This is a genomic window from Peijinzhouia sedimentorum (assembly GCF_049340005.1).
Classification (GTDB): Bacteria; Bacteroidota; Bacteroidia; order Cytophagales; family Cyclobacteriaceae; genus CAXBDP01.
This window is the reverse complement of record NZ_JBMPIY010000008.1, coordinates 69,421-95,709: the sequence shown is the minus strand read 5'-3', so window position 1 is coordinate 95,709 and position 26,289 is coordinate 69,421. Positions and strand designations below refer to the sequence as shown.

At 38.1% G+C, this 26,289-nt stretch carries 24 protein-coding genes and 1 riboswitch; of the genes, 13 read left to right on the top strand and 11 right to left on the bottom strand.

Annotated elements, in window-relative coordinates:
* Nucleotides 1–8: 8 nt before the first annotated feature.
* The 6 genes from ACOXY8_RS12090 (at nucleotide 9) to secDF (ending at nucleotide 6,366) form a co-directional block, all read left to right on the top strand.
* Complete coding sequence (locus ACOXY8_RS12090) at nucleotides 9–947, top strand: FKBP-type peptidyl-prolyl cis-trans isomerase (RefSeq protein ID WP_458331857.1); 939 nt, start codon at nucleotides 9–11, stop codon at nucleotides 945–947.
* 5 nt (nucleotides 948–952) lie between these two features.
* Nucleotides 953–1,483, top strand: a complete 531-nt coding sequence (locus ACOXY8_RS12085; protein WP_458331856.1) for an FKBP-type peptidyl-prolyl cis-trans isomerase — start codon at nucleotides 953–955, stop codon at nucleotides 1,481–1,483.
* Nucleotides 1,484–1,608: 125 nt separating this feature from the next.
* A complete protein-coding gene (locus ACOXY8_RS12080; protein WP_458331855.1) occupies nucleotides 1,609–2,199 on the top strand; it encodes a non-canonical purine NTP diphosphatase in 591 nt (196 codons plus the stop codon).
* 2 nt (nucleotides 2,200–2,201) lie between these two features.
* Nucleotides 2,202–2,825, top strand: coding sequence for a uridine kinase (udk, locus tag ACOXY8_RS12075; RefSeq protein ID WP_458331899.1), 624 nt, complete (start codon nucleotides 2,202–2,204; stop codon nucleotides 2,823–2,825).
* Between the two features lie 131 nt (nucleotides 2,826–2,956).
* Nucleotides 2,957–3,286 (top strand): hypothetical protein, encoded by a 330-nt coding sequence (locus ACOXY8_RS12070; RefSeq protein WP_458331854.1) that lies wholly within the window; start codon nucleotides 2,957–2,959, stop codon nucleotides 3,284–3,286.
* Between the two features lie 68 nt (nucleotides 3,287–3,354).
* Entirely contained in the window at nucleotides 3,355–6,366 is a 3,012-nt protein-coding gene (secDF, locus tag ACOXY8_RS12065) for a protein translocase subunit SecDF (RefSeq protein WP_458331853.1), read from the top strand.
* Nucleotides 6,367–6,439: 73 nt separating this feature from the next.
* On the opposite strand, the gene guaB is transcribed toward secDF, so the two are convergent.
* Together guaB and ACOXY8_RS12055 are read right to left on the bottom strand one after the other, a co-directional pair.
* The gene (gene guaB / locus ACOXY8_RS12060) at nucleotides 6,440–7,912 is read right to left on the bottom strand and encodes an IMP dehydrogenase (RefSeq protein ID WP_458331852.1); all 1,473 of its coding nucleotides are present in this window, start codon (nucleotides 7,910–7,912) and stop codon (nucleotides 6,440–6,442) included.
* Nucleotides 7,913–8,242: 330 nt separating this feature from the next.
* Nucleotides 8,243–9,562: a tetratricopeptide repeat protein gene (locus ACOXY8_RS12055; protein WP_458331851.1), complete on the bottom strand. Its 1,320-nt coding sequence runs from the start codon at nucleotides 9,560–9,562 to the stop codon at nucleotides 8,243–8,245.
* Nucleotides 9,563–9,913: 351 nt separating this feature from the next.
* On the opposite strand from ACOXY8_RS12055, the gene pnuC reads away from it, so the two are divergent.
* The 4 genes from pnuC to ACOXY8_RS12035 all read left to right on the top strand — a co-directional run bounded on the left by pnuC (nucleotide 9,914) and on the right by ACOXY8_RS12035 (nucleotide 14,374).
* Entirely contained in the window at nucleotides 9,914–10,531 is a 618-nt protein-coding gene (gene pnuC / locus ACOXY8_RS12050) for a nicotinamide riboside transporter PnuC (RefSeq protein WP_458331850.1), read from the top strand.
* Nucleotides 10,528–11,037, top strand: a complete 510-nt coding sequence (locus ACOXY8_RS12045; protein ID WP_458331849.1) for an AAA family ATPase — start codon at nucleotides 10,528–10,530, stop codon at nucleotides 11,035–11,037. Before pnuC ends, ACOXY8_RS12045 begins: the two co-directional genes overlap by 4 nt.
* A gap of 22 nt (nucleotides 11,038–11,059) precedes the next feature.
* Nucleotides 11,060–11,157, top strand: a riboswitch (TPP riboswitch).
* Nucleotides 11,158–11,212: 55 nt separating this feature from the next.
* Nucleotides 11,213–13,663 (top strand): TonB-dependent receptor, encoded by a 2,451-nt coding sequence (locus tag ACOXY8_RS12040; RefSeq protein ID WP_458331848.1) that lies wholly within the window; start codon nucleotides 11,213–11,215, stop codon nucleotides 13,661–13,663.
* A gap of 99 nt (nucleotides 13,664–13,762) precedes the next feature.
* Nucleotides 13,763–14,374 carry a hypothetical protein gene (locus ACOXY8_RS12035; RefSeq protein WP_458331847.1) on the top strand — a complete coding sequence of 204 codons (612 nt, stop codon included), beginning with the start codon at nucleotides 13,763–13,765 and terminating at the stop codon, nucleotides 14,372–14,374.
* Between the two features lie 7 nt (nucleotides 14,375–14,381).
* On the opposite strand, the gene ACOXY8_RS12030 is transcribed toward ACOXY8_RS12035, so the two are convergent.
* The gene (locus ACOXY8_RS12030; protein WP_458331846.1) at nucleotides 14,382–16,046 is read right to left on the bottom strand and encodes an amidase; all 1,665 of its coding nucleotides are present in this window, start codon (nucleotides 16,044–16,046) and stop codon (nucleotides 14,382–14,384) included.
* 74 nt (nucleotides 16,047–16,120) lie between these two features.
* The gene (gene prfA / locus ACOXY8_RS12025; protein WP_458331845.1) at nucleotides 16,121–17,197 is read right to left on the bottom strand and encodes a peptide chain release factor 1; all 1,077 of its coding nucleotides are present in this window, start codon (nucleotides 17,195–17,197) and stop codon (nucleotides 16,121–16,123) included.
* A gap of 83 nt (nucleotides 17,198–17,280) precedes the next feature.
* Between prfA and ACOXY8_RS12020 the strand changes: the two genes are divergently transcribed.
* Nucleotides 17,281–17,943, top strand: coding sequence for a Tll0287-like domain-containing protein (locus ACOXY8_RS12020; protein WP_458331844.1), 663 nt, complete (start codon nucleotides 17,281–17,283; stop codon nucleotides 17,941–17,943).
* A gap of 6 nt (nucleotides 17,944–17,949) precedes the next feature.
* Here ACOXY8_RS12020 and ACOXY8_RS12015 read toward each other — a convergent pair whose 3' ends face one another.
* Nucleotides 17,950–18,585: a class I SAM-dependent methyltransferase gene (locus ACOXY8_RS12015; RefSeq protein WP_458331843.1), complete on the bottom strand. Its 636-nt coding sequence runs from the start codon at nucleotides 18,583–18,585 to the stop codon at nucleotides 17,950–17,952.
* Nucleotides 18,558–19,463 (bottom strand): patatin-like phospholipase family protein, encoded by a 906-nt coding sequence (locus ACOXY8_RS12010; protein WP_458331842.1) that lies wholly within the window; start codon nucleotides 19,461–19,463, stop codon nucleotides 18,558–18,560. The genes ACOXY8_RS12015 and ACOXY8_RS12010 overlap by 28 nt, the downstream gene beginning before the upstream one ends.
* Before the next feature lie 59 nt (nucleotides 19,464–19,522).
* Here ACOXY8_RS12010 and ACOXY8_RS12005 point away from each other — a divergent pair, with 59 nt between their 5' ends.
* Complete coding sequence (locus tag ACOXY8_RS12005; protein WP_458331841.1) at nucleotides 19,523–19,951, top strand: VOC family protein; 429 nt, start codon at nucleotides 19,523–19,525, stop codon at nucleotides 19,949–19,951.
* Between the two features lies 1 nt (nucleotide 19,952).
* Here ACOXY8_RS12005 and ACOXY8_RS12000 read toward each other — a convergent pair whose 3' ends face one another.
* Nucleotides 19,953–20,972 carry a M20/M25/M40 family metallo-hydrolase gene (locus ACOXY8_RS12000; RefSeq protein ID WP_458331840.1) on the bottom strand — a complete coding sequence of 340 codons (1,020 nt, stop codon included), beginning with the start codon at nucleotides 20,970–20,972 and terminating at the stop codon, nucleotides 19,953–19,955.
* A 67-nt stretch (nucleotides 20,973–21,039) separates the two neighbouring features.
* Here ACOXY8_RS12000 and ACOXY8_RS11995 point away from each other — a divergent pair, with 67 nt between their 5' ends.
* Entirely contained in the window at nucleotides 21,040–22,014 is a 975-nt protein-coding gene (locus ACOXY8_RS11995; RefSeq protein ID WP_458331839.1) for a hypothetical protein, read from the top strand.
* Nucleotides 22,015–22,018: 4 nt separating this feature from the next.
* Here ACOXY8_RS11995 and yjjX read toward each other — a convergent pair whose 3' ends face one another.
* The 4 genes from yjjX to ACOXY8_RS11975 form a co-directional block, all read right to left on the bottom strand.
* Nucleotides 22,019–22,546: an inosine/xanthosine triphosphatase gene (gene yjjX / locus ACOXY8_RS11990; RefSeq protein WP_458331838.1), complete on the bottom strand. Its 528-nt coding sequence runs from the start codon at nucleotides 22,544–22,546 to the stop codon at nucleotides 22,019–22,021.
* 47 nt (nucleotides 22,547–22,593) lie between these two features.
* Nucleotides 22,594–23,301 carry a YebC/PmpR family DNA-binding transcriptional regulator gene (locus ACOXY8_RS11985; RefSeq protein ID WP_458331837.1) on the bottom strand — a complete coding sequence of 236 codons (708 nt, stop codon included), beginning with the start codon at nucleotides 23,299–23,301 and terminating at the stop codon, nucleotides 22,594–22,596.
* Between the two features lie 120 nt (nucleotides 23,302–23,421).
* Nucleotides 23,422–25,449 carry a tetratricopeptide repeat-containing sensor histidine kinase gene (locus ACOXY8_RS11980; protein WP_458331836.1) on the bottom strand — a complete coding sequence of 676 codons (2,028 nt, stop codon included), beginning with the start codon at nucleotides 25,447–25,449 and terminating at the stop codon, nucleotides 23,422–23,424.
* A 70-nt stretch (nucleotides 25,450–25,519) separates the two neighbouring features.
* Entirely contained in the window at nucleotides 25,520–26,251 is a 732-nt protein-coding gene (locus ACOXY8_RS11975) for an acyl-[acyl-carrier-protein] thioesterase (protein WP_458331835.1), read from the bottom strand.
* Between the last annotated feature and the right edge of the window lie 38 nt (nucleotides 26,252–26,289).

Genomic DNA, 26,289 nt, shown 5'->3' with positions numbered 1-26,289 from the left:
AACCAATAATGATTTTAAAATCAGCCGGCTGGATCGCAACAATATTTGCATTTACAGCCATCATTTCAGCATGTGATACACAAACTGAGCAAACTACAGAATCAGGATTAACTTACACCTACATTACCAAAGGTTCAGGTGATGAAGTTAAAAATGGTGAATTCCTAGTAATGAACCTTGAGCTTTGTAATGACAAGGATTCAGTGCTTTTTAGCTCTTTGGATAGTGGATTTCCACAAATTTTTCCAGTTAGTGATTCATTAGCTCCAAACAACAAAGTAGAAGAAGCATTTCTATTAGGGAAAAGAGTGGGTGATAGCCTTCACATTAAACTTTCGGCATTGGATGCTTATGGACCACAAAACATTCCTCAAGGCGTTTCTCCAGACGAAATGTTAACTGTAATACTAGGAGTTACCAATGTTGAAGATGAAGCAGGGATTCAAGCATTGCAACAGGAATTTATGGCTAGAAGCCAAAGAGAAGCAGAAGAGAAGGCCGCCGCACAAACAGAAACTGACATTGCTATTATTGACAAATATCTGGCAGATAATAATATAACTGCACAAGTGGCAAACAACGGCTTAAGATATATAATAACAGAGCCAGGCTCAGGACCATTGCCAGAAGCAGGTGACCAAGTGAAAGTACATTATGTTGGTAAATTACTTGACGGAAGAGTTTTTGATACAAGTATAGAAAGTGTTGCGAAAGAAGCTGGCAAATATTCCGAACAAAGAGAATACGAACCACTTCAATTCACTGTAGGTCAAGGCATGGTAATTCGTGGTTGGGACGAAGGCCTTATGATGTTCCCAAAAGGATCAAAAGGGACAATTTATATTCCATCACCATTAGCATATGGTCCGCAAGCACGCAGCGCAGAAATTACAGAAAACTCTATTTTGATGTTTGACGTTGAGATGGTTGATATAACCAAAGAATAATCTAAATGAACAAAATTTTTGCTCTTACAGCCATTTTTGCAATGGTCTTACTTCAATCTTCTTGCTTTAGGGATAACGACTTGTATGATCCAGAAGAACAATTGAAAGAAGACACTCAAGTACTACAGGAGTATTTCGCCGCCAATGATATTTCTGCGCAATATCACAACAAGGGTTTGTTTTATGTAGTGCATGAACCTGGCGCAGGGGGTATTCCTACAGCTGGAAATATCCTCAGAGTGAATTATACTGGAAAACTACTTAATGGTCAAGTTTTCGACACGAGTTATGAGCAAGTAGCTAGGGATGCTGGAATTTACAGTCCAAATAGAGCCTATACGCCTTATGAGTTTAGATATCAGACTGGTGCAGTAATCGAAGGTTGGGATATTGGTTTCCAATATTTGAAAGAAAATGGTAGAGCTACATTTTATGTTCCTTCTCCATTAGCTTACGGTGCCTATTCTCCTGGTGGAATTATACCAGACAGAGGCATTCTAATTTTCGATGTTCACCTAATTTCTGTTAGGCCCTAAATATTTTAAAAGGTGTCCAAATTGGGCACCTTTTTCTTTTCCCTCCCGCTCCATTTCCATTGAAAATGTTGAATAGAAACATTTTTTAGATAAAATCATCATTAATTACTTTCCAATTCAGTATTATGAAAATCTGTTTCGCCACCCAAAACCTTAATAAAACCAAAGAAGTAAATCAGCTATTGGGCGATCAATTTGAAATTCTGAATTTGCATGACCTTAAGTATACAGAGGATATTCCGGAAACTGAATCTACACTGGAGGGAAATTCTATATTAAAGGCTCGCTTTAGTTTTAAGAAATTTGGAATGCCCAGTTTCGCAGATGATTCGGGATTAGAAGTTGAAGCAATCGATGGAGAACCCGGAGTGTATTCAGCAAGGTATGCGGGAGGAGAAAGAAGCGACATTGCTAATATGCAGAAGCTATTGCGCAATTTAAATGGCAATGAAAATCGAGCCGCTCAATTCAAAACTGTGATAACCTTAACTTGGAAAAACGGTGAAGAACAGTTTATTGGCATAGTAAAGGGCAAAATAATCGATGAAATGAGAGGGAAAGATGGCTTTGGTTATGATCCTATTTTTGTTCCTGATGGATATGATTGTACTTTTGCGGAGATGAGTCGCGAAGAAAAAAATAAAATAAGCCATCGAGCAATTGCAGTGAAAAAGCTCGTCGAATTCCTTAAACAAAATGAAATAGACCAAGCTTAATGATGACCAAACCATACATCATAGGCATTACAGGTGGCAGTGCATCAGGTAAAACCTTATTCCTCAATACCCTAATAAAGTCGTTTCCTAATAAGGAAATCTGTCTTATATCGCAAGACAACTACTACCGTGCTCGCGAATTACAGCCCATTGACGATATGGGAATCAAGAATTTTGATACGCCCAATTCAATAGATTACGAACAATTTGCACATGATATCCGCGAACTACTCGCTGGACGAACTGTAAGCAAGCTGGAATATGCTTTTAATAATCCTGAAGCAAAGCCCGAAGTATTAACCTTTTCACCAGCCCCAATAATTGTTGTAGAAGGTATTTTCGTATTTTATTATCCTGAGGTCGCCAGCTTGCTTGATCTAAAAATTTTCATCGACGCCAAAGAATATATCAAACTTTCGAGAAGGATTATCCGTGACCGTGATGAACGTGGCTATGATCTTGAAGATGTACTATATCGCTACGATCGACATGTTGCACCTACTTATGAAAAGTACATTGCGCCATTCAAAAGCGATGCTGACTTGGTGATTCCCAACAACAACCATTTCAAAAATGCAATGGATGTATTGGTTGTTTATCTAAATAACAAGCTGAAAAATCATTAAAAGATTGATATTTAGCAGGCTATTCGAGAAACAATTTCCTCCCGCTATTGTGAATTGACAAAAGCTTTATAGTTTTGTAGGCCAAAATGAGAAGCATCACTAAAATAAAACAGCTCAAAAAATCAGCAATAATGCTTGCAGCCTTATTTACTGCGGTATTCATTATTGTGGTTCAGCCAGCATCTATTATTGCAATCTCGGCTAACTCTCATCTACAAGATTCTACACAGTCTACTGATGATGACTCGAATAGTGAAGGCAATGAGGAAATTCAAGTAAGCTCTTACGAGGCAACTGTACCCGTATTAAAGCAACTCAACAAAAATCAAGAAGTATCCTTATTATGGGAATCTCCACTACAGGAGAAGAAGATAGTATGGACTGAAGTTCTCACTCCAGAGCCTATAGTTAGGTTTTCAAAAGTACTCTTTAGACGAATAATTTCGCCTAATGCCCCTTAATTTGATCTAATTCCTTAGATCAAAATTTTCATTAAAAACACATTTTTCCATTTCTAAATATTACAACTATGCGTAACAAAGGTGGAGTTATATTCATCTCGATAGTTACAACACTTCTGTGTTTATACTATTTGTCTTTCACGTTTGTATCTAGCTCTGTGCAAGAAAATGCTACAGAATATGCAACAGACGAGGCAGGCAATATCGATTTTACTAAAAAACAGCAATACTTGGACTCCGTATGGAGAGAACCAGTTTATAACCTATTTGGAATTGCATATACGTTCCAAGAAGTAAAAGAAACTGAGCTTGGACTTGGTCTCGATTTGCAAGGCGGTATGCAAGTAACCCTCGAAATCGACCCATCCGATATTATTCGTGGTTTAGCAGGAAGAAATTCGGGGCCTGAGGTTGAAAATGCAATCGCTCAAGCAAACGTAAGAGTGCGTGAACAAGGTGGAAACTATACAAGCCACTTTTACGATGCATTCAAAGAAAACAATCCTGACCAATCATTAGCAAATATATTCGCAACTGCAGCGAATAGCGGGAGGTTTGATTTTAACACTCCTGACGATCAAATTCTTGCTGAGATAAACAAAGAGGTTGAAGATGCCATTGATCGCTCATTCAATATCTTAAGAACTAGGATCGACCGTTTCGGTACATCTCAGCCAAGTATCCAAAAGCTACAAGGTAGTGGACGTATCCAAATTGAATTGCCTGGTGTGGATAATCCTGAAAGAGTAAAAAGATTGCTTCAAGGAGTTGCTAAGTTAGAATTTTGGGAGGTTTGGGATATCCAAGAATACGGTGCATCAATCCAAGCTGTTAACGATTTCTTAGTTGCCGAAGAAAAAGCAAAAGCACCCGCAACATCTGAGACTAATTTAGAAGATGAATTAGCCCTTGAGCAAGATTCAGTGGCTGGTGATTCAACTGAATTAGATGATCTAGAAGCAGAATTAGCTCAAGATACAGATCAAGATTTATTGGGCAGCCAAGTATCGCCATTGTTGTCATTAAATAGATCTCAATTTGGATTAGCTTACGAAGTAAGAGATACTGCAAGAATAAACAGAATCTTAGAAAGAGATGAAGTAAATGCTCTTCTAAATAACAATTTATCATTTGCTTGGTCTATTAGTCCAATTGTAGGAACTGATGGAACTGAAACATTGGAATTGATCGCCTTGAAAAAAGGGCGTAATTCTGAACCAGCACTTGGTGGGGATGTGATTACAGATGCAAGACAGTCGTTCGATCAGAGATCAAGACCAGCCATTAGCATGACCATGAACTCTAATGGTGCTAAAAACTGGAGAAGAATCACTGGCGAAAATATTGGTAAAAGAGTAGCAATTGTACTTGACAACTATGTGCTTACTGCACCAACGGTACAAAGTGAAATATCTGGAGGAAGCTCAGAAATTACCGGTAATTTCGAAATTACTGAAGCTAGAGACCTTGCAAACTTATTGAAAGCAGGTGCTCTACCAGCTCCTACCCAGATTGTTGAGTATGGAATTATCGGCCCAACACTTGGACAAGAAGCTCAAGCACAAGGCATCATTTCCATTGTAGTTGGTTTGGCTTTAGTAGTATTATTTATGTTTGCTTACTATGCCAAAGGTGGTGCTGTCGCTATCCTTGCCTTGGTTTTCAACATGTTCTTTATCGTAGGCATCTTGGCTCAACTTAATGCCGCTCTTACACTACCAGGTATTGCGGGTATTGTATTAATCATCGGTATGTCAATTGATGCCAACGTACTGATATTTGAAAGGATTAGAGAGGAATTAGGTAAAGGAGTAAATCTTTTAAACGCTATTAAATTGGGTTATGAAAAAGCATATAGCTCAATCATAGATGCAAACGTTACTACATTATTAACTGGTATTATCCTTTACACAATGGGTCAAGGGCCAGTTAAAGGGTTTGCTATTACGCTTATCATCGGTATTATTTGTTCATTCTTCTCTGCAGTATTTATTACCAGAGTAGTAATCGAGTGGATGTCTCGCAAAGGTGACTCAACTAAGCTTGACTTTTCATTTGCTTGGTCTAAAAACTTGCTAAATGGAATTAATATTGACTTCATGTCGAAAAGAAGGAAAGCATATATTGCTTCTTCTGTTGTGATTGGTATAGGTATTATTTTAATTGTCGTTCAGCAAGGTTTGAACCTTGGTGTAGACTTTACAGGTGGCCGCTCATTTGTTGTGACATTCCCAACACCTCAATCTGCCACAGAAGCCAAAATTGCCCTTGGAGATCAATTCGAAGACGCTGGAACGGAAGTGAAAACCTACGGTGGAAATAATGTGTTGAAGATTACTACCAGTTACTTAATCGCAGAAACTAGCGAGGAAGCTGATGCAAAAGTAGAATCTGCATTAATTACTGGCTTAGAAAATCACACTGGCCTCTCATTCAATGCTGATGACACGAAAGTTGCAGATGGATTTTTCACAATCTCAAGTAAATCAAAAGTTAGTGGGACTATTGCAGATGATATTAAGGCAAGCTCAGTTGAGTCAATAATCCTTTCATTGATTGCTATTTTCCTTTACATCTTCATCCGTTTTAGAAAATGGCAGTTTGGCTTAGGTGCAATCATCGCACTATTCCATGATGTGCTTATTGTACTTTCTGCATTTGCTATTGCTAGAGCATTTGGATTTGCCTTTGAGGTTGATCAGGTATTTATTGCTGCAATGCTTACTGTAATTGGTTACTCAATCAACGATACAGTAATCGTATTTGACCGTATTAGGGAAAATCTCGAAAACACACTTTCTAAGAATTTTGAAAAAGTATTTAATGAGGCAATTAATGATACTATTAGCCGTACAATTATTACATCTATGACTACACTATTGGTAATGGTTATTCTATTAATATTTGGAGGCGAAGTATTGAGAGGGTTCTCTTTCTCAATCTTAATTGGTATCCTAGTAGGTACTTATTCATCAATTTACATTGCTGCTCCACTTGTAGTGGATCTAACAAGTAAATCTTTAGCAAAGGCTCAGAAAAAAGCTGCTGAAGCTGCTGCATCAGCCCCTTCTAAAGCTTAGTTATAACTTATAATCAAAAAAATAGGGATTCGCTAGCTAGCGAATCCCTATTTTTTTACCAAATTTTAGAACATTATCTAAGGCTATAGTTTGGTGCTTCTCTAGTTACATGCACATCATGCGGATGGCTTTCTCTAACTCCCGCTGAAGTAATCTTTACAAACTTTGCATCTCTTAGTGAAGCAATGTCTTTTGCTCCACAATAACCCATACCAGCTTTAAGTCCACCAACTAATTGATATAACACTTCTGCCACAGATCCTTTGAATGGAACTCGGCCTACGATTCCTTCAGGAACCAATTTTTTGATATCATCTTCAGCATCTTGGAAGTATCTATCTTTCGATCCATCTTCCATTGCTTCTAATGAGCCCATCCCACGGTAGCTCTTGAACTTTCTACCTTCATAAATAATTACTTCGCCTGGAGCTTCTTCAGTTCCTGCTAGCAAACTACCGATCATTACACTATCAGCTCCTCCCGCTAATCCTTTCACCAAATCACCTGAGTAGCGAACTCCACCGTCAGCTATTAAAGGAACATCTGTACCTTCCAAACCCTTTGCTGCTTCCATTACGGCTGAAAGCTGTGGTACTCCCACTCCAGCAATAATTCTTGTTGTACAAATACTACCTGGACCAACTCCAACTTTTACAGCATCCGCACCAGCATCTGCCAATGCTCTAGCTCCTTCAGCCGTTGCTATATTACCCACAATTAAATCCAGTTCAGGGAATCGCGCTTTTACCTTTTTGGCAGCTTCAATCACACCTTTAGAATGTCCATGAGCAGTATCGATAGAAATTACATCGACACCAGCTATTTTAAGAGCCTCAATTCGCTCAAGTATGTCAGGAGTTACGCCAACTGCAGCACCAACTCTAAGTCTGCCATAGTCGTCCTTGCAGGCATTTGGCTTATCTTTTCTTTTCAATATATCCTTGTAGGTAATTAAGCCAGTAAGCTTTCCTTTTTTATCTACAATTGGCAATTTCTCAATTTTGTACTCTTGCAGTATATCCTCAGCTTGAAGTAAGGAAATTCCTACGCTAGCTGTAATCAAGTTTTCAGTAGTCATCACCTCTTTAATAGGGCGATTCATATTTTTTTGAAAGCGTAAATCACGATTTGTGATAATCCCGATAAGTGTATTGTTGTCGTCAATCACAGGAATACCACCAATTTTAAATTCTTTCATTATGCGATTCGCATCCCCTATTGTCGCATCAAATGGGAGAGTAATTGGGTCGATAATTAAACCACTCTGTGAACGCTTCACCTTTCTAACTTGCTCTGCCTGCATTTCTTTAGGCATATTTTTGTGAATAAAGCCCATTCCACCTTCCAAAGCCATCGCAATAGCCAGATCAGTTTCAGTAACTGTATCCATTGCAGATGAAATAAGTGGAATGTTTAGAGTAATATTCCTCGTAAGGCGGGTGGAAGTGTCAGTTTCTCTTGGAAGGATTTCTGAGTAACCTGGAGCCAAAAGCACATCTTCATAGGTGAGTGCTTCGTAGGCAATTTTTGAGTTTTCGAAGGGCATAGCAAATAATTCTAATGGATTCCTTATTTGCCGGACAAAATTAGACATAAGTTCCTAATAGTACGGCATGAATGTAAATAATTTTTTAAGCCAATAATTTGTAAGTTTTTATTACTTTTGCCCAGAACAAAAATTTCTGAATCATGGCAATGCTCTTTTTAATTATTGCGCTTTTTATACTAGCAATTTTATCTATCTGGATTTTTCCAAATAAGAAAATTAGTAATAACCCACACGACATTAAGAATTAACTCGTCAATCGTTTCGTTTTTCTTTAAAACAAAAAAGCCGCAGATTGCGGCTTTTTTGTTTATACTATATTACTGAGGATCAATCAGCTTTTTGAATTTTCACTGTCATTCCAATCCAACATCCTACTCTCACTTCTTCACCAACTGCTCTACCTTCTGTAAAGATCATCTCTGCAGTAGGGAATTGTTCTTTCATTTGAGCTGCTCTTTGACCATTTCCACCTCTTACATAATATTCATAAGCGGCAATAAATATGGCTCTGTCATCTACTCTACTTTGCTCTTTCTTACACTGATCATAGCTTCCAAGAATCAAATCACCAATTTTTGAATAAGCTTCTTTCAACGAAGGGTCAATTTGAGCTGCTTTTAAATAAAGCTCTCTCGCTTTACCTTTTTCATTTCTAAATGATGCGATATCAGCTATTCTCATAGTCAATTCACCTTGCTCTGCATTATCTTCTGACATCTCAATTGCATCATTCAGATATTTCAAACCTTCATCATAGTTTTCTTCTTTTATAGCTCTATTTGCTAAAACTCTAGCAACAGCTAATTGAGGTTCACTTTCATAATAAACTTTAGCTGCTTGCGTAAAGATATCAGTCTCGGTACAAGATGCAGTTATTGAATAACTGAATATCTTCTTAGCCATTTCCAAATCAGTTGGATTTGCTCTCAGTTTGTCACCCAATTGAGTGTCAATGAAATTACAGTCAATAGTTACCATATCGGCAAGAATACCATCAATCTGACCCTTCATTTCTTCCAGTTGTGGCTTATTCTTAGCTGTGGACATTTTCTCCTCGTATACAACCATTACTTTGTCATAAATGGCCATAATTTCAGGATCTGTTAACGACCCTCCATTATTTTTCTGATTACGACGAACTGCATCCATGTAAGTTAACATATGGTAATCATTGATTTCTGATATTGGAGCAATTTCAAATAATCTAGTATAGTCATTAACTAATTCTTGTAGTTTATTTGACCTATTTGCATAGTACTTATATTCTTGAAGAAGTTTTCTATTCAGAATACTGGCTTCATTACCATAGTACTTAGCCCTCAAATCATATAATAAGAGAGCTGAATCTTGGAGCTCATACTTCCTTTTTTCGCTTTCCTCTACATCAGCCATTTCTTCGAATACTTTATAGCCTGATATATATAGTGATTCACTAAGTTCAGGCGTATTTTTCAACAACCACACTAAAGTAGAGTGAGCCGTAGTGTAATCACCCATCTTCCTAGAGTCGGTATGCAACACATATTTTTCCTTCGCTGATTGCGCTAATGTTTCATCTGGAGGCCAGTTGAAACCACCTTGCGCAAAAAGTGGAGTAGAAAAAATCCCCACAACAAAAAACGCTACAATTGCTAATACTTTTTTCATTTTCATTTCTCCGTTATGCCAGTTAATAATTGTGATAGAGCAAAACAAGCTCCAAATTTAACTAATAATCTCTTAAACTCTTAATATTGTTTTGATTTTGAACAGAAAAACAGAATAAAACTCTCGCAAAATTCATTTACTAAATCATCACATTAAAGCGATCCCATTCGAAATAAAAATTGCTTCAAGCCATTCCATTTAAAGGAGGTACAATTTAAGTAATTAGAATTTGTTTTTTCTAGCCTTTATATTAAAAAGTGAAATCTTGATTTGAATGGCACATTTTTAAAATCTTTTTCGAAATAATCTTCTGTTTGTAATTACGACTAAACATTACGCTATTTTTGCGGGATGGAAGGAATTGGAATCTGGGAAGGTTTGCGTGAAGGTATCCAGCATTTGACCTTACTCGAAGCTACGGCAGTATTCTTTGGATTACTAAGTGTTTGGTATTCAAGACTTGAAAACATTCTTGTATTCCCAACGGGAATTATTAGCGTACTGATTTACGTATACATTTGTTTTGGCGCCAAATTATATGCTGATGTAGGTATTAATGCATATTATTTCATCATGAGTATTTACGGTTGGTACCTATGGTCGAGAAAGGATTCGAATAATAACTTTTTACCAATCACGACTAACAGCACAAAGGAGTGGATAATAAGCATTGCAACACTCATCGGTTCATTTATTCTTATTGCATATTCATTAATCAATTTTACAGACAGTGACGTTCCCTATTGGGATGCACTCACTACTTCTATGGCTTTTGTGGCAATGCTTTTGATGGCAAAGAAGAAAATAGAAAATTGGATTGCGTGGATTTTCACTAATCTGCTTTCAATTCCGTTATATTTTTACAAAGGGCTTATGTTAACCTCCTTTCAATTTTTAATTTTTTTAATCCTTGCCATTATGGGTTTTACCAGATGGCGTCGAGAATTAAGTATCCAGAAGAATTTATGAAAAAAATTGCCATCATTGGCCCTGAATCAACGGGCAAAAGTACTCTTGCAAATCAGCTATCAAATGAACTCTCATTTCCGTTAGTCCCTGAATTTGCTCGTGAATATCTTAAAAACCTAAATAGAGAATATAAATACAGCGACTTATCTGAAATAGCCAAAGGGCAAATTGAAAGCGAAGATAAATTAGCGGAAACTAAGCCTCCTCTTTTGATTTGTGATACAGACCTTACAGTAATCAAAATTTGGAGCTTACACCGTTTCAAACAAGTGGAAGGTTGGATCGAAAGAGAATTGAGAACTAGAACCTACGATCATTATTTCTTGATGTATATTGACTTGCCCTGGGTGGAAGATCCTCAAAGAGAACATCCCGAGCTTAGAAACTACTTTTTCAATATATATCATGAGGAGTGTAAGAAAAGAAGACTCCCTTATACAATCATAAAAGGAAAAGAAAACGAAAGACTCGAAAGTGCTTTAAAAGTGATTGGAAATTTGCACTAAAAACAATTAGGCGTACATTTGCGACAGAATAAAGGGGTGCCCCAAATATACGGGCTGAGATTATACCCATTGAACCTGATGCCGGTAATGCGGTCGAAGGGAGGTATGGTAAAACAACTAAAGGAAGCGTCTGCCCCTTGGATGCTTCGCAATGTTTCACCTAAAAATTTCTAACATGTTTAAGTACGTCATCTGCCTGGCAATTTGCCTTGGCTCTATTGTTTCCTTTGCCCAAACCTCATTTGAAGGTAGGGTCATAGACAAGGAAACTAAAATGGCATTACCTAATGCCAACATCACTATTGAAGGAACTCGTTTTGGAGCAGTTTCTGATTTAGAAGGTAATTTCATTATTTCCAATGCTCCAGAAAGCGAATTCACCCTTAAAATCTCCTACGTAGGTTACAAAACACTGACCCAAACTGTACAAAATAGTACAAGTGGAAATGCAATCTTCGAATTAGAACAGAGTGAATTACTTGGTCAAGAAGTAATTGTTTTTGCAACTAGAGCTTCACAAAAAACGCCTGCAACATTCACCACAGTCAACAGAAAGGAAATTCAAAAGCAGAATTTGGGACAAGATATCCCTATGCTTCTTGACCAAACTCCTTCAATTGTGACACATTCTGATGCGGGTGCTGGAATTGGATATACAGGTCTCAGAATACGCGGCAGCGACGCCACAAGAGTGAATGTTACGGTGAATGGAATCCCAATTAACGATTCTGAATCTCATGGTGTATTTTGGGTAAATATGCCCGACTTTGCATCGTCGGTGGAGAATATACAAATACAGCGCGGCGTAGGCACTTCTACCAACGGAGCTGCTGCATTTGGTGCTTCTATCAATATCCAAACCGATCCAATCAATCAGGATGCTTATGCCCAGATTGACAATTCTTTTGGTTCATTTAATAGCTGGAAAAATACGGTAAGAGTTGGCACTGGATTGATCGACGAAAAATTTACTTTCGATGCACGTTTGTCAAAAATTTCATCAGATGGCTTTCTTGATAGAGCTAGATCAGACTTAAAGTCATTTTATCTATCTGCTGGCCTACATGGCAAAAAAAGCCTTTTGAAGCTAAATGTATTTTCTGGAGCTGAAGAAACATACCAAGCTTGGGAGGGAACTCCCGAATCGAGGCTTAGAGGAGATCGTGAAGAGATGTTGGCTTATATTGAGCGAAATGGCTTAAATGAACAGCAGCAAGAAAACTTGCTAAATAGTGATAGCCGAACTTACAATTTCTATGAGTACAATAATCAAGTAGATAACTATCAACAAGATCATTATCAGCTAATATATGCTTTGGAAGCAAATCCACAATTTACTTTCAATGCAGCTCTACACTACACTCGTGGGCGAGGCTATTTCGAGCAATTCAGATTTAATGACCGACTGTCTAATTATAATTTACCCAATATCACAATCGGTGAGGAAACCATAAGCCGTAGCGATTTGGTTAGACGCAGATGGCTCGACAATCATTTCTACGGAACCACTTTCAGCGGAACTTATCGTCCAGATGATAAGCTAGAAGTTACTGTTGGTGGTGCATGGAATAGATATGATGGTGATCATTTTGGAGAAGTAATTTGGGGAAGATTCCTTGGAAATTCTATCACTCCCGGCGATCGATATTACGATAACAACGGCCTCAAAACAGATTTTAACTTATTTACCAAAGCAAATTATCAACTCAGTGAAAAATTCAATCTTTTTGGCGATCTACAATTGCGAACCATAAATTACACATTCTTAGGTTTTGACCGCAATCTAAATAACATCACACAGGAAGTTGATTATGCTTTCTTCAATCCAAAAGCTGGCGCAACATTCGAAGCAAATGCCAACACCATGCTTTATGCTAGTTACAGCATCGGAAATAGAGAGCCTATTCGTAATGACCTGACTGAATCTACACCTGATAGCAGGCCAAAAGCGGAGTCAATGCAAAATGTGGAAGCAGGAATACGCTGGAGAAATGAGCGATTCAGTTTTACAGCAAATCACTTTTTGATGTTATACAAAGATCAATTGGTAATAACTGGTCAAGTAAATGACGTTGGCGCATACAACCGTACCAATGTAGATGACAGCTATAGAGCAGGAATCGAATTGGATGGTAGTTTCCAATTGAATAGTAAATGGAATTTGGCCGCTAATCTTGCTTGGAGTAAAAATAAAATCATTGATTTCGTAGAATTTGTAGACGATTATGATGCGGGAGGTCAGCAAGAAATAGCTCATGGCAATACTGACATTGCGCTAAGTCCAGAATGGGTTGGTGGGGCTACACTAGCTTATCAACCCTCCCGCGATTTCGAAATTGCCTTGGCAAATAAGTATGTAGGTGATCAATTTTTGGATAACACTTCCAACCAAAATCGAAAATTGGATGCATTTTTTGTCCAAAACTTGCGCTTTAATTATTTGCTTAGATCCAAACATATCAAAAGTACTCGATTCACTTTTATGCTCAACAATATTTTTGATATTGAGTACGAGCCAAATGGCTATACCTTTGGCTATATCGCTGGCGGCGAAAGAGTACAAGAAAACTTCTACTACCCTATGGCTGGCAGAAATTTCATGGTCGGACTTAGCTTTGACTTCTGATAAAATTTAAAACTTATTTGAAAGGCTGATGGAGAGATTCTGTCAGCCTTTTTTATTGCCCTTGATTTCTTATTATTGCAGAAATCAACTATGAATTAAATGTCCTCCCATCATTTTGTTAAGGAATTTCAAGAGCCGGCATTGCTTATTCTTTCGCTAGAGGAGGAGGGTATTGGGAAATTGGAGTCCTTGCTGGAATGGGCGCCATATGTAATTGTTCATGAAAATGTATTTGCAGATGTCCTTAATAAGGAAATAAAAATTGACGCAGTACTTTGTCAAAAAGTGAATCGGGAATTGATTCTGAATTTGATCGAAATGCAGTGGAATATCGATTTGTTTGAAATTGAGCTTACCGATAATTTAATTGAAAAATCCCTACGCATCATTGAAAAAAATGGCGGGAGGAATCTGAATGTATTTGACACTGAAAATACATTAACTATTGATTTTCAATTATTTGAATCAGCATCTTCGCAAATAATAATCTTCAGTGATCCTTTCAAATGGCACTTGCCCAATGAATTGAAATTTGAAAAGTGGCTACCTGAACAAACCCAATTGAAATTCAAATTGGGGGAAAATCAAATCCTTGAAATTGAAGGCAAGTATAATCAGTTATCAGCCTCAGAAATTAGGACAACAGCCGATGGCTTAATAACTATACGCTCGAAACAAAATAAAAAATGGCTCATCGGAGAGCTATTTTAATATTCAATTACTTGCTGCTCGCAAACAAAGGAGGTTGGAGCTTATTATGCTCAGTGACTCCTTGCCAAGCACTTGCCAGCTGAATCAATTTCTCCTCTTCGAATAGATTACCGATAAATGAAATACTTGATGGACTTCCATTATCGAAAAAACCATTTGGAGCGACCAAACATGGCTGTCCGGTAAGATTGGTTACAAGTAATTGGCTTCCTCCGTAGCTAGGTGTAACAATTACATCATAATCCTGCATCAAGGCATTCACTTGCTGAATTAACTCGGTACGGACTCTATTGGCGTTGATATAATCGGCAGCGGAAATAAACCTTGAAGATCGAAATATATTTGGCCAGGCATTATTGCTTTGAGCCACTAGCAAACTATCCATACCTGAGCGAGTCAATTCATCGAATGCTGCACCAGCTTCGGCATTGAGAATTATTCTTAGAGCTGTAATTGGCAAATCAAAGTTCCACTGAACCTCCCGCAATTCTACACCTAATGACTCCAAATCCTTCAACACCTGCTTATCAAATTCATTCCCTCTATACTGCCCATCGAAAAAGCTTTTTATATAGCCCACTTTCAGTTGACTCAAATCCTTATCGGAATTATGATTGAATGATGCCTGAATCAATGAAGGATCCAAACCATCCACACCTTGTATTGCATCGAAAACAATCGCTAAATCTTCTGCACTTCGAGTCATAGGACCAACTTTATCCATACTCCAACTAAGTGCCATTGCTCCTGCTCTACTTACCCTGCCAAAAGTTGGTCGTAAGCCTGTGACACCACAGCGGGTAGATGGCGACACAATCGAACCTAGTGTCTCCGTTCCCAAAGCAAATGGCACTAATCCAGCAGCCACTGCCGAAGCCGAACCAGCAGATGAACCACTTGAGCCTTGCTCCATATTCCATGGATTTTTGGTCACGCCACCATACCAAACATCGCCCATTGCCAAAGCACCAAGTGTAAGTTTTGCAATTAAAACTGCACCTGCTTCATCAAGTTTTTGCACTACAGTAGCCGTTTCTTCACGTACTTGATCCTTGTAAGGCATAGCTCCCCATGTAGTTTTGTACCCTTCCACAGCAAACAAATCCTTCACTCCATAAGGTATCCCATGAAGCGGCCCCTTGTAATTTCCAGCAGCAATTTCTCTGTCTGCCTTCTGAGCCATTTGCATTGCTCTATCCTCTGTGATGGTAACCACACATTCTAGTGTATCGCCATAGGTTTTGAGTCTACTGATAAAGAATTGGGTTAATTCTACAGAAGTGATTTTTCTGTTTTGAATAAGGGAAGCTAGCTTAGCAATGCCCATAAATGCCAATTCATCCTTATTTGCTGGCATGTCAATATTGTTTGGGATATTCCAATCAATAACCGATTGCTGCGAAGGACCCTCAAATCCAATTGGCAGTGGATTGAAAACCATTGCGGGAGGAGTATTATTATCAAGCTCATATCCATGCAATGCTTCCAAAGAGCGCTGATTGGATTTAAGACTATTGAGCATTTGATTGCGCTTTGCATCGGAGAATTCTAGGTTAAAAATTTTCTCTGCTTCGGCTATGCTTTCAATAGTGATTTCACCTTGATATTTGGCAACCCCAAAACCAAATATGAAAGCTAAAAGAACTAAACTTGGAAGTAAAATTTTTTTCATCGTTGAAGGAATGATTAATCAAAACGCAATATAATTAATGCATCCCTGCAATTGCTCTTCAACTCAATATAAGACTATAAGCCTCCACCTCCCGCTTTTAGTTTTTCAGCATTTTCAGCTAATCGTAATTGTTGGATAAATTCTCCAATCTCTCCTTCCATTACTACAGGAAGATTATAAACCGTATAACCAATTCGGTGATCTGTAACTCTTCCTTGTGGGTAATTGTAGGTTCGAATTTTATCTGACCTATCACCACTACCTATCATGGAGTTACGTTGTGCGCCAACCGCATCATTATGTTTTTTTAGCTCCAATTCGTATATCCTAGAGCGCAACACTTTAAGTGCCTTCTCGAAGTTCTTGATTTGAGATTTCTCATCCTGACAAGAAACTACCAAGCCAGTAGGGCCGTGGGTAAGCCGTACTGCCGAATAAGTAGTATTCACTGACTGACCACCTGGCCCAGAAGAACAGAAAGTATCTTTTCTTACATCGTTCATATCGATGTTTACTTCTACTTCTTCCATTTCGGGAAGTACTGCAACAGTCGCTGCTGAAGTATGAACTCGACCTTGAGTTTCGGTAGCAGGCACACGTTGCACTCGATGCACTCCCGATTCGTATTTCATTTTACCATAAACATCTTCTCCCGAAATCTCACAAACAATTTCTTTATACCCTCCAGATGAACCTTCTGTGAAATCCATCACATTCAATCTCCATCCCATTTTCTCTGCATATCGCTGATACATCCTGAATAAATCCCCAGCAAATATGCCCGCTTCATCCCCTCCTGTACCAGCACGAATTTCTAAAATGGCATTTTTACTGTCATTTGGATCCTTTGGAATCATCATTTGCCGCATTACCTCTTCCAGCTCGTCCTTTTTAGGTAAAAGTAAATCCAATTCCTCCTTAGCCATTTCTCTAAAATCTGGATCCTTTTCTTTTTCAAGTATTTGCTTGCAGTTCTTTATACCTTCAAGTACATCCTTATACTCATGGTATTTGGTTACAATCTTGTCGAGATCTTTATACTCTTTGTTGAGCTGTGTGTAACGTTTTACATCGCTCATTACATTGGGATCTACCAAGAATTCGGCAACTTCTTCAAATCTATTTTTTATGGCTTCGAGCTTATCTAACATATCTTTGTGTAATTGACTGCAAAATTACGAAATTGAAAAGAGAATTTTGCTTTTGATTCGTTATTAACAAAAAGCTTCGAATTATGTATAAATCTATTTGCTCCATAATTGCTATCGGATGTCTAATAATTAGCTGTGGAAATCCAGAAAGTCAGAAAGGACTGATTACCGAAGAAGTAGCCAAAGAGTTAGATGAAAGAGAAATAAGAGTAATTAGTGACGGTGAAATTATAGACAGGGCATTTGAATATGGTCGAAAGGTCGCGGATAGCGCACAAGCAAGTTTGATCCAAGAATTAATGCAAGCAATAGAAGCGGGAGGAATAACCAACGCCATAGATTATTGTAATGTAAATGCTTTGCCACTACTGAAATCTGTTTCGGAAGACTTTGATGTTGAAATAAGACGAGCTAGCAATAGATGGAGAAATCCTCAAGACCAACCTAATGAAGCTGAAATGCCTCTTCTAGAGGCTTATGAATATAACATGGAGAATGATATTGAACTAAGCGATAATGTTCAAAAGATAGGAGCCGACTATATTCTTTATACAAAGCCAATCGTAATTGGAAATGGGTTATGTCTTAATTGTCACGGCATTGAAAACACCCAAGTGCAAGCAGAAACATTGAAAGCACTCCAAGAGAAATACCCTAATGATAATGCTTTGAACCATGACATGGGCGATTTACGAGGAATGTGGAGTATTAAAATCGCCAGACGAAAATTGGTATTACAAAAATAGGTTCTACTATTCTTTTCTGCGTAAAACTGCTACTAACATACTTCGATAATCTTCTACTAATACTGTTTTAATTGGTTCAACAGCTTCCCAACCCATCGCTAGCAGTCTAGAAATATGCGAATCGGTCATCAAAAAACGCTCACTGCCATCAGCCAAATGAAAACGACCATCATAAATGGATTGATAGGAATCGGGTGATAATCCTCTAGACGTCGTAGCTCTGACAAATAGATACCCTCCTTTTGCAGTTACTCTGGTGAGCTCGCTTAGCATTGCATCAAAATGCTGCTCATTATTTGCAAAATGAAGGACAGCAGAACAAATCACAATTTTGAAAGCTTTGTCTGGAAAAAGCATTTCTGCCAAATCCATTTTATAAACATTCTCTACTAAATCGTCTCTATTAAGACTGCGCATTTGGTATTTGAGCATTTGCAAAGCACTCTCATTCTGATCAATTGCATGGATTTCGTAGCCCTGCTGAATAAACCAAGTCAAATTTCTGCCTTCTCCACAACCTGCGTCGAGTAATTTCATACTCGCGTCAAATCGGCCTTTTAGTATTTGATCGAGCAAGTATATGTCGATATTCCCAAGGCTTTGGTTAAGCTGACTTATGCTTCCTGCTTGCTTTTCACCCATTCCTCATGCTTTTTTAGAAACATTTTTTTCCCAAAGTCAATCAACTCTGCTGATTTGTAAAATTCAAATGTGCCCGCTGCATTTCTCGGCACCGTTACTAGTATATCCGGTCGATGCTTTTCTAAGATTATGTCTGAAAGCTTGTCTTGCATTAAGTCTAATGATTTGGTTACAAGTTCGAGGATGCCAAATTTCTTTTCCTCATCATGGCTCTTCGGCCAAAGAGACCAAAGCTTTTGGGCAAATTCCTCCACTTTGTTTTGGTATTCCTTTTCTTCATTCTTTTTGGTTTTGGATTCCTTTTTCTCAAATTTTACTTTGCCGTTTACATCCACTACTACAAGTAAGTCATCCTCAATTCTGTTGATTTGATTCAATGGAATAGGGTTTAATACACCACCATCGATCAATATTTGCCCATTTATTCTCACAGGGGTAACAATAGATGGAATCGAAGCAGATGCACGCATTGCATCAAATAAACTGCCTTTGTTGAACACTACCTCTTCATCTCCTAAAATATCCACTGCTACACATACAAATGGGATTTTTAAATCCTCAATATTGCAATCCTCAATAAAGTTTCTAAGCTCTTTGAAGACCTTCTCGCCTTTTACGAAGCCTTGACTGCTCAGTGTGAAATCAAACAATTTGAAGAGATCCACCTTATCAAGGTTACAAAGCCATTCTTTAAATTCAGGTAATTTGCCTGCAGCATATATTCCACCAACTACAGCACCCATTGAGCAGCCCGCAATAGAATGGATATCATAGCCCAACTCTTCCAATGCCTCTATTACACCAATGTGCGCAACACCACGAGCACCACCACTTGACAATACTAATGCTACTTTTTTCTTTATTAATTCTTGATTCATTTTAGCAACTTGCGCTTGCGAAGGAAATTATTTTCTAATTTAATCTATTATCCACAAAAATGAGTGCTTTAAACTATACACCTTTTCACTTAGCCTTTCCTGTTGCCGATTTGGAAGCAACTAAATCCTTTTATGGCGAATTACTTGGCTGTGAAATGGGTCGATTTACAGACAAATGGGTTGATTTCAATTTCTTTGGCCATCAGCTATCAGCTCATCTGAAACCAGAGGAACTAAGCAATGCCAAAACCAACGAAGTAGATTCTAAGTCGGTACCTGTAAGGCACTTTGGCGCCGTGCTGCCTTGGGAGCAATGGCATATCTTAGCAGACAAACTGAAAGCAGTTGGAACAGACTTCGTAATAGAACCTTACATCAGATTTAAAGGAGAAGTTGGTGAGCAAGCTACCATGTTTTTTCTCGACCCAAGCGGCAATGCGTTGGAGTTCAAATCATTTCAAGACACTTCGCAGATATTTGCAAGGTAACTTAATTGCGGGAGGATGGTGCCGTCATCAAGTCCACTTTATCTAAGTGAATAACCGCATCCAACACAAATGATGCAGCATTATAGTAAAAGTCTGGATGGATATTCTCAAAAGTATCTGTCGCTTGATGATAATTGGCATGATCCTCCACTCCAAAATAAATGAATGGAATACCTTCCTTATGGAATGGCCCATGATCGGATGAATTCGTCCAATCATCAGCACCTTGCTCTGGTCTGTCGTGGCCAAATTGTAATGTGAAATTCTCTGGGGTCACAACTTCTTCTAAAAGCGGCTTGAGCCATGGATTGTGAAATGTACCAGATGCATAAAGTTCGTTTTTATCATTTTGCGATAGCATATCCATATTGATATTGAGTCGAATTAGCCCTTTTCTCAATTCTTCAGGCGGCTTGGAAACGAAGTAAATTGCTCCTTTTTTGCCTTGCTCCTCCGCATCGAATGCCGCAAAAACTATTGTATGTCTAGGTTTATTTTCCTTGAAGTAGGCTGCAATCGCTAGCATAGCTGAAACACCGGAGGCATTATCATCTGCGCCATTATATATTTTATCTTCTGCTAGACCTATGTGGTCATAATGAGCTGACACGACAATTATATCTTCAATTTCGCCTTCTATATAGCCAATTAAGTTTACATTATTCTCGTAGCGCTCATTCGATCTGAAGGTATTGAAACTGAAAGGCTGTTCATAACCTTGAGCATAGGATAATATGTGATTATCTCTAAATCTACCAATAAGATATTGTCGTGCTTTTTCACCTCCCGCCGTTCCAGCCTTGCGACCTTCCATATCATCGGCAGATAATATTTGTATATCTTTAAGTAATTGTTCCCTATCAATTTTTTGAGCACTTAAGTCTAATGGGAATAATAATCCAACAAAACCAACTATCAATAGAAAGGTGATTAAACTGAATTTATTCAAAACATTTACAATTGGTTTTCTTGGTGATTGCACTGATTGATTGGTTTTAGGTAAATAATATAATGAGCTCATAAAATTCCTAGATTGGTAGCGTTGTTAATTTGCTATGGTTACTTTTATATCCAAAGGTAAATATAAATTGAAATTGAATTTTTCTAGATTTTTAACGGCCATTCTCATTTGCGGTTGGGCATATTTTCCGATTAGCAGTTTCGCTCAAGCCACAGAAGTGATGCCACAGCTTGCGCAGCTAAAAGATGGTAATGCTTTGCCTCCCGAACTACTTCGTGAACGAAGCATGGTTCTGATATCTCCGGGAAATACTCCTTGGCAAGAATTAGCCAAGAAAATCCATCCTATTTTGCAAAAGAACAAAATTGATGCGATTGCCTATTATCAATTAGAAGAAGTGATGGCTGGACCAGATGCCCAAAAAGAATTACTGCCTTTGTTGCTTCGTCGTCAATTTGCCAATGTTCTAATACTTTCGCAAAACCGAGCGGGAGGAATGGAACTAACTATTGCTCCATTTAGCAAAGATGCTGATTTTGTAAAAGCTGATGCTTCATCTTGGCATCTCTCTTTCAATGAATTTGAGCAATTAGACGAAGCATTAAAAAATACACTTGGCAACTCTAGCATTTCCTCCACCAATTTCCTTATTCCTGATTTTCCGGCTTTTTTCAGAGCGGCAAGCATCCCTGCGGATAAAAGATTTGAGGTATATAACCCAGATTTAAAGTTAGATAACCTCGCCATACGGATGTTTCCAGAAAACGATCCTAATGCAGCTGCAAAAAATGCTCGACTGAAAGAAATCGCTAAGACTTATCCTTACAAATATGAATTGGTAAACGCTGCCATAAGCGAAGATGTCCTTCGTCGTAATGGCTTTCAGTGGATACTTGGCTATTTGAGAGCTCCGGAAGGCAACCTGAGAGAAATACTTGGCTATAATGAAAATGCCCATCCAGGCGGCCAATTAGTACACAAATATTATGTGCGACAACTTTACGCACAAGAAATTTATCTTGGAGATACTTGGGATGCACATGCCAATTGGGAGCAAGCTATGCGAGCTTATTTTCAGAATTTGCGAAACAAAGGATTCTAATAAATCAGAAAAGGTGTGGATTGATAAATGGAATCAAGGCTAGCGTAATTGCCTGCTCATAATACTCCGTTCTATTAAGTAAATCTCTAGTGAGCATTCCTACAGCACCACTTTTCATTTTTGTGCCATCCTTATTAAAAATAATATCCGTTGCCTCACCTAATTCATGTCCTTTTAATACCAACTCAATTATAGCGGGAGGTAGAAAAAAAGTGGATGTCCTAGATTTACCAGATTTGAATTTACCAATAATCACTACCCAAGCAAAGGCTTCCAGGTTTCCGTCTTTCTGATCCAAACCTCCTTCAATCCCAACCCAAAACTCACCATCGGGAAATGCCTCCTTAGCTCGTTCAGCTCTAATCAGTGCTCCTTCATAGGTTTCCTTATCAGTCATTGGCTGAGCAGGTACTCCGGAAGGAATATTCACTCCCTCCACATCAAACATTACATATGGAAAACATCGCTCAAATCCAGCTCGAGTACAAGCTACTTTCACAGGATTTCGTGATGCTACATATATTTTCTTCATTTTGTGTGTTGAGCGAATTGGAGGAAATAAGAATAATTGAGAATGAATTACTGCATATTGTGAAAGACGGATTGAATATCCTCGTCGTCTTCAAATTTTTCGATAAGCTTTTGAATTTCTTCCTCCTGCTGTTCGTCCAATTCCACAAAGTTTGATGGGAGTCGCTCAAAACCAGAACTCAATACTTCGCGGCCTTTTTCCTCTAAATATTTCTGTAAAGATCCAAATGCTGTGAAATCACCATAAATAGCAATTTGATCGTCATCTTCAAAAACTTCTTCCGCTCCATAATCGATCAGTTCAAACTCCAACTCTTCTACATCTATTCCGTCCGCAGCAATTCTCAAAAAGCATTTGTGATCGAACATAAATGCCACTGAACCACTCGTACCCAATGAGCCATTCGATCTGCTGAAATACATCCTAATATTAGCTACTGTTCGATAAGGATTGTCAGTGGCAGTTTCTATTAGGAATGCAACACCATGTGGGCCATAACCTTCGTAAACGATTTCCTCATAGTTGGCTACATCTTTTGCACTAGCTTTTTTGATCGCACGCTCTACGTTTTCCTTAGGCATGTTTACTGCCTTGGCATTTTGAATAATCGCACGAAGACGCGCATTTGCTTCTGGCTCCGGACCACCCTCCTTCACTGCAATTACAATGTCCTTACCTATTTTGGTAAAAGTTTTGGCCATTTGACCCCAACGCTTCATTTTGCGTGCTTTGCGAAATTCGAATGCTCTTCCCATAAAAATTTATTTTTGACTGGCAAAATTAAGCTTTTCCAGCTTGTTTGAATAAATAGACTAGAGAAATATGAGTTCTAAATGGAAAAAAATGCCACACTGCGCCATAAAATATTCGAAACACTAATATGGAAGCTCAATTTTAAATACAGAACCTCCCTCAGGACGATTTTCTTGCCAGACCCTCCCACCTAAAACCGTTACGTATTTTCGAACTATTGATAAGCCCAAACCATTAGAGTCTTCGCCTGCAGTTGGCTTGGCAGATAACTTTGAATATTTTTCAAACAACCTATCTACTTCGTTAGGTGGTATACCAGGGCCTTCGTCAAAAACAGAAATAGTAATATTACTGTTCTTTTGAATATATACACCAACCTTCGAACCAACTGGAGAGAACTTAATCGCATTATTGAGCAAATTATCCATGGCTTGCATCAAAAATTGCGGGTCAGAAATTATACTTTCTTTATTTGACAACTCAGGCACAATGATTTCAATATTTTTACTTCGCGCCTTTTCCTTGTAGGACAAAATCAAATCCTTAATCAGGTCATTTACATTTACTGATTTCATATCAGGCACCAGCACTGCTAAATCTAGATTACGTACATCTAATACTTTACGAACCATCAAAATCATGTTGCCCGTGATACTACCTATTCTTTCACAGTAATGAGCCAATTCGCTTCTATCAGCTCCATCATTCTTCTCATGCTCCATTAATGTCAGTAGGCCTTTTATATTGGCAAGCTGATTGGCAATATCATGCGCCACAATTCTTAAGAAATAGTCCTTTTCTTTATTTAGCTCAATTAAAGAATTGCGTTGTCTCTCAATAAGTTTTGAGCTTAGCTGAAGTTCATCATTTAATCTCTTCTTCTGATTACTCGATCTAAACAGGAAGTAAAGCAAAATCACTAATATAATAACCAATGATCCTACTGCAAGGCTGATAATAAAAAGTCGTCTAATCGAGTTTTGTTGGGATTCTGATTCCAAATTCAGCAATGCCAATTCTTCTTGATACTTTTCAAGTTCGAAGCGATTTTTCATTTCTTGTAAAGCTTTTTGCTTCTCTGCGCTATTCACACTGTCTTTAAGCGAAAATGCCTTCTCCATATACAAGAAGCCTTGATCATACTCTCCCATGTTAGCATAAGTATCTGCTAGATTTTTGGATATATCCAGATACAATGCGTTTTGAGTATTATCTACAATCAGCTCTTCTGCTTCTTTCAATAAGATTAATGCGCTGTCCAATTCACCCATTCGGAGCATTATATTGCCCATTGTATTCAAGGTGGAAATTTTTTCGTTATCATTAGAACCAGATCTCCTAAAATCCAGTGCTTTACGAGCATATTCTAATGCCCTTTCCAACTCACCATTTTGAGCCAAAGCAACAGCCAAATTTCTTTCGGTTATACCTAGTTCATGGTACTTACCAACTTTTTCAAGTATACTAATTCCTTCCAAATATGCCTCTATTGCCTTTTCTAATGAGCCTTGATCTCTGTAAAGATTTCCAATATTATTTAAGGTGGTTCCAGATCTTTCTAGGTCTCCAGTCTTTAGATAAAAAAAATAGGCCTTTTCTAAGTATTCTCTAGTCTGCTCATAATTTCCTTGTTGAAGCTCAATTACTCCCAAATTATTGTAAGAAGCTGCAAGACCTAAACTATCACCTATCTCCTCTCGGACATCCTTTGCCAATATAAAATGCTCAAGTGCAATGGGAAAATTAGATTGAGCATGATAGTAGCGACCCAGATTATTAAATGCATTTGCTAAAGCCTTTTTATATCCCTTTTCTTCTGCTTGATTTTTAGCATTCTCTAATATTTCTAAGGCTTCATCAAATTTCCTCGCTGCAATTAAAGCAATACCAAAGTAATTCATGGTTTCAATTTTGGCACTATCATTACCTAAGTTTGAAGCCAATTCATAAGCCTGTTTACCATAGAATTCTGCAGATTCCATATCGAAAAATGCATACTCATACACAAGGTTATTTAGTGTTTGAAGTTTATCGAAATCCTTTTGCGTAGGAAGTACCGTAAGCAAGCTGTCCAATTTGGCTTGACCAATTGATTGGAAAGGAATGCTCAACACTACGCAGATAAATACGGTAAGGAAAGGCGCTCTCATACTAAAGATCTATAATCTATTTTGACCCTGCAGATTCAATCTTTTAATAGCCGAAATTAGCTCCAATTTTTCAATTTACCCTTACCATAAATACTTTTCTTTGGTCACGGCTTGAAATACCCGCTATAACAGTTGATTGCTTTGATTCAGAAGTGATTGAAAGGTCAATTACTTCATGTAAAAATGTTTCTGAGAGATAATTAATTGATATTTCCATGAAAGGCTGAGCTTCCGAAAAATCAGATCCATAGAGGCTATCTAAAGCCCAACGGAGATATGTAACGTTGTTGACATGACCATTCATATCCAAGTCAGACACTCGAGCCGTGCGAGTATAAATGCGGAGGGAGGATGGGTTTGTACTTTCTATTTTTGGTGCTGTTCCTGCAATAGCTTCTAAGTTTGCAACTGGATTTAGCCTACCTATTATTTCATCTGGGCGGATTGGACGGCGAGAAGTTTCATTCATTATAAGCCAAGCCGAAGTTGCGCTAACGAGTTCTTCACCCTCCCGCGTTTTCATTTCAAAATCCCGCAATGCAAAAAATTTATCTATTCCCTTTGGCCATGTTCTTAGCACCACCTCTTCACCCCAAATTGGCAATCTATTTACATGAATCTGCAATCGAGATAAAACCCAAAATCTATTTTCATCAAAAAACTGCTTTCCTACTTTTAATAAACTCGCATGCTCCCAAGCTACTTCCTGCATTAGGGCGGCAAATGCATCTAATCTCAACCGCTTATACTGATCTATCTCGGAAGCTCGTATGGTAAATGCTTGCTGATAAATATTATCCATAAACTAATATGCATGATTGGCCTTGAAATAAAAAGAGC

Coding starts and splice junctions, on each gene's coding strand:
- ACOXY8_RS12090 (WP_458331857.1), top strand. CDS start 9: ATGATTTTAAAATCAGCCGGCTGGATCGCAACAATATTTGCATTTACA.
- ACOXY8_RS12085 (WP_458331856.1), top strand. CDS start 953: ATGAACAAAATTTTTGCTCTTACAGCCATTTTTGCAATGGTCTTACTT.
- ACOXY8_RS12080 (WP_458331855.1), top strand. CDS start 1,609: ATGAAAATCTGTTTCGCCACCCAAAACCTTAATAAAACCAAAGAAGTA.
- udk (WP_458331899.1), top strand. CDS start 2,202: ATGACCAAACCATACATCATAGGCATTACAGGTGGCAGTGCATCAGGT.
- ACOXY8_RS12070 (WP_458331854.1), top strand. CDS start 2,957: ATGCTTGCAGCCTTATTTACTGCGGTATTCATTATTGTGGTTCAGCCA.
- secDF (WP_458331853.1), top strand. CDS start 3,355: ATGCGTAACAAAGGTGGAGTTATATTCATCTCGATAGTTACAACACTT.
- guaB (WP_458331852.1), bottom strand. CDS start 7,912: ATGCCCTTCGAAAACTCAAAAATTGCCTACGAAGCACTCACCTATGAA.
- ACOXY8_RS12055 (WP_458331851.1), bottom strand. CDS start 9,562: ATGAAAAAAGTATTAGCAATTGTAGCGTTTTTTGTTGTGGGGATTTTT.
- pnuC (WP_458331850.1), top strand. CDS start 9,914: ATGGAAGGAATTGGAATCTGGGAAGGTTTGCGTGAAGGTATCCAGCAT.
- ACOXY8_RS12045 (WP_458331849.1), top strand. CDS start 10,528: ATGAAAAAAATTGCCATCATTGGCCCTGAATCAACGGGCAAAAGTACT.
- ACOXY8_RS12040 (WP_458331848.1), top strand. CDS start 11,213: ATGTTTAAGTACGTCATCTGCCTGGCAATTTGCCTTGGCTCTATTGTT.
- ACOXY8_RS12035 (WP_458331847.1), top strand. CDS start 13,763: ATGTCCTCCCATCATTTTGTTAAGGAATTTCAAGAGCCGGCATTGCTT.
- ACOXY8_RS12030 (WP_458331846.1), bottom strand. CDS start 16,046: ATGAAAAAAATTTTACTTCCAAGTTTAGTTCTTTTAGCTTTCATATTT.
- prfA (WP_458331845.1), bottom strand. CDS start 17,197: ATGTTAGATAAGCTCGAAGCCATAAAAAATAGATTTGAAGAAGTTGCC.
- ACOXY8_RS12020 (WP_458331844.1), top strand. CDS start 17,281: ATGTATAAATCTATTTGCTCCATAATTGCTATCGGATGTCTAATAATT.
- ACOXY8_RS12015 (WP_458331843.1), bottom strand. CDS start 18,585: ATGGGTGAAAAGCAAGCAGGAAGCATAAGTCAGCTTAACCAAAGCCTT.
- ACOXY8_RS12010 (WP_458331842.1), bottom strand. CDS start 19,463: ATGAATCAAGAATTAATAAAGAAAAAAGTAGCATTAGTATTGTCAAGT.
- ACOXY8_RS12005 (WP_458331841.1), top strand. CDS start 19,523: ATGAGTGCTTTAAACTATACACCTTTTCACTTAGCCTTTCCTGTTGCC.
- ACOXY8_RS12000 (WP_458331840.1), bottom strand. CDS start 20,972: ATGAGCTCATTATATTATTTACCTAAAACCAATCAATCAGTGCAATCA.
- yjjX (WP_458331838.1), bottom strand. CDS start 22,546: ATGAAGAAAATATATGTAGCATCACGAAATCCTGTGAAAGTAGCTTGT.
- ACOXY8_RS11985 (WP_458331837.1), bottom strand. CDS start 23,301: ATGGGAAGAGCATTCGAATTTCGCAAAGCACGCAAAATGAAGCGTTGG.
- ACOXY8_RS11980 (WP_458331836.1), bottom strand. CDS start 25,449: ATGAGAGCGCCTTTCCTTACCGTATTTATCTGCGTAGTGTTGAGCATT.
- ACOXY8_RS11975 (WP_458331835.1), bottom strand. CDS start 26,251: ATGGATAATATTTATCAGCAAGCATTTACCATACGAGCTTCCGAGATA.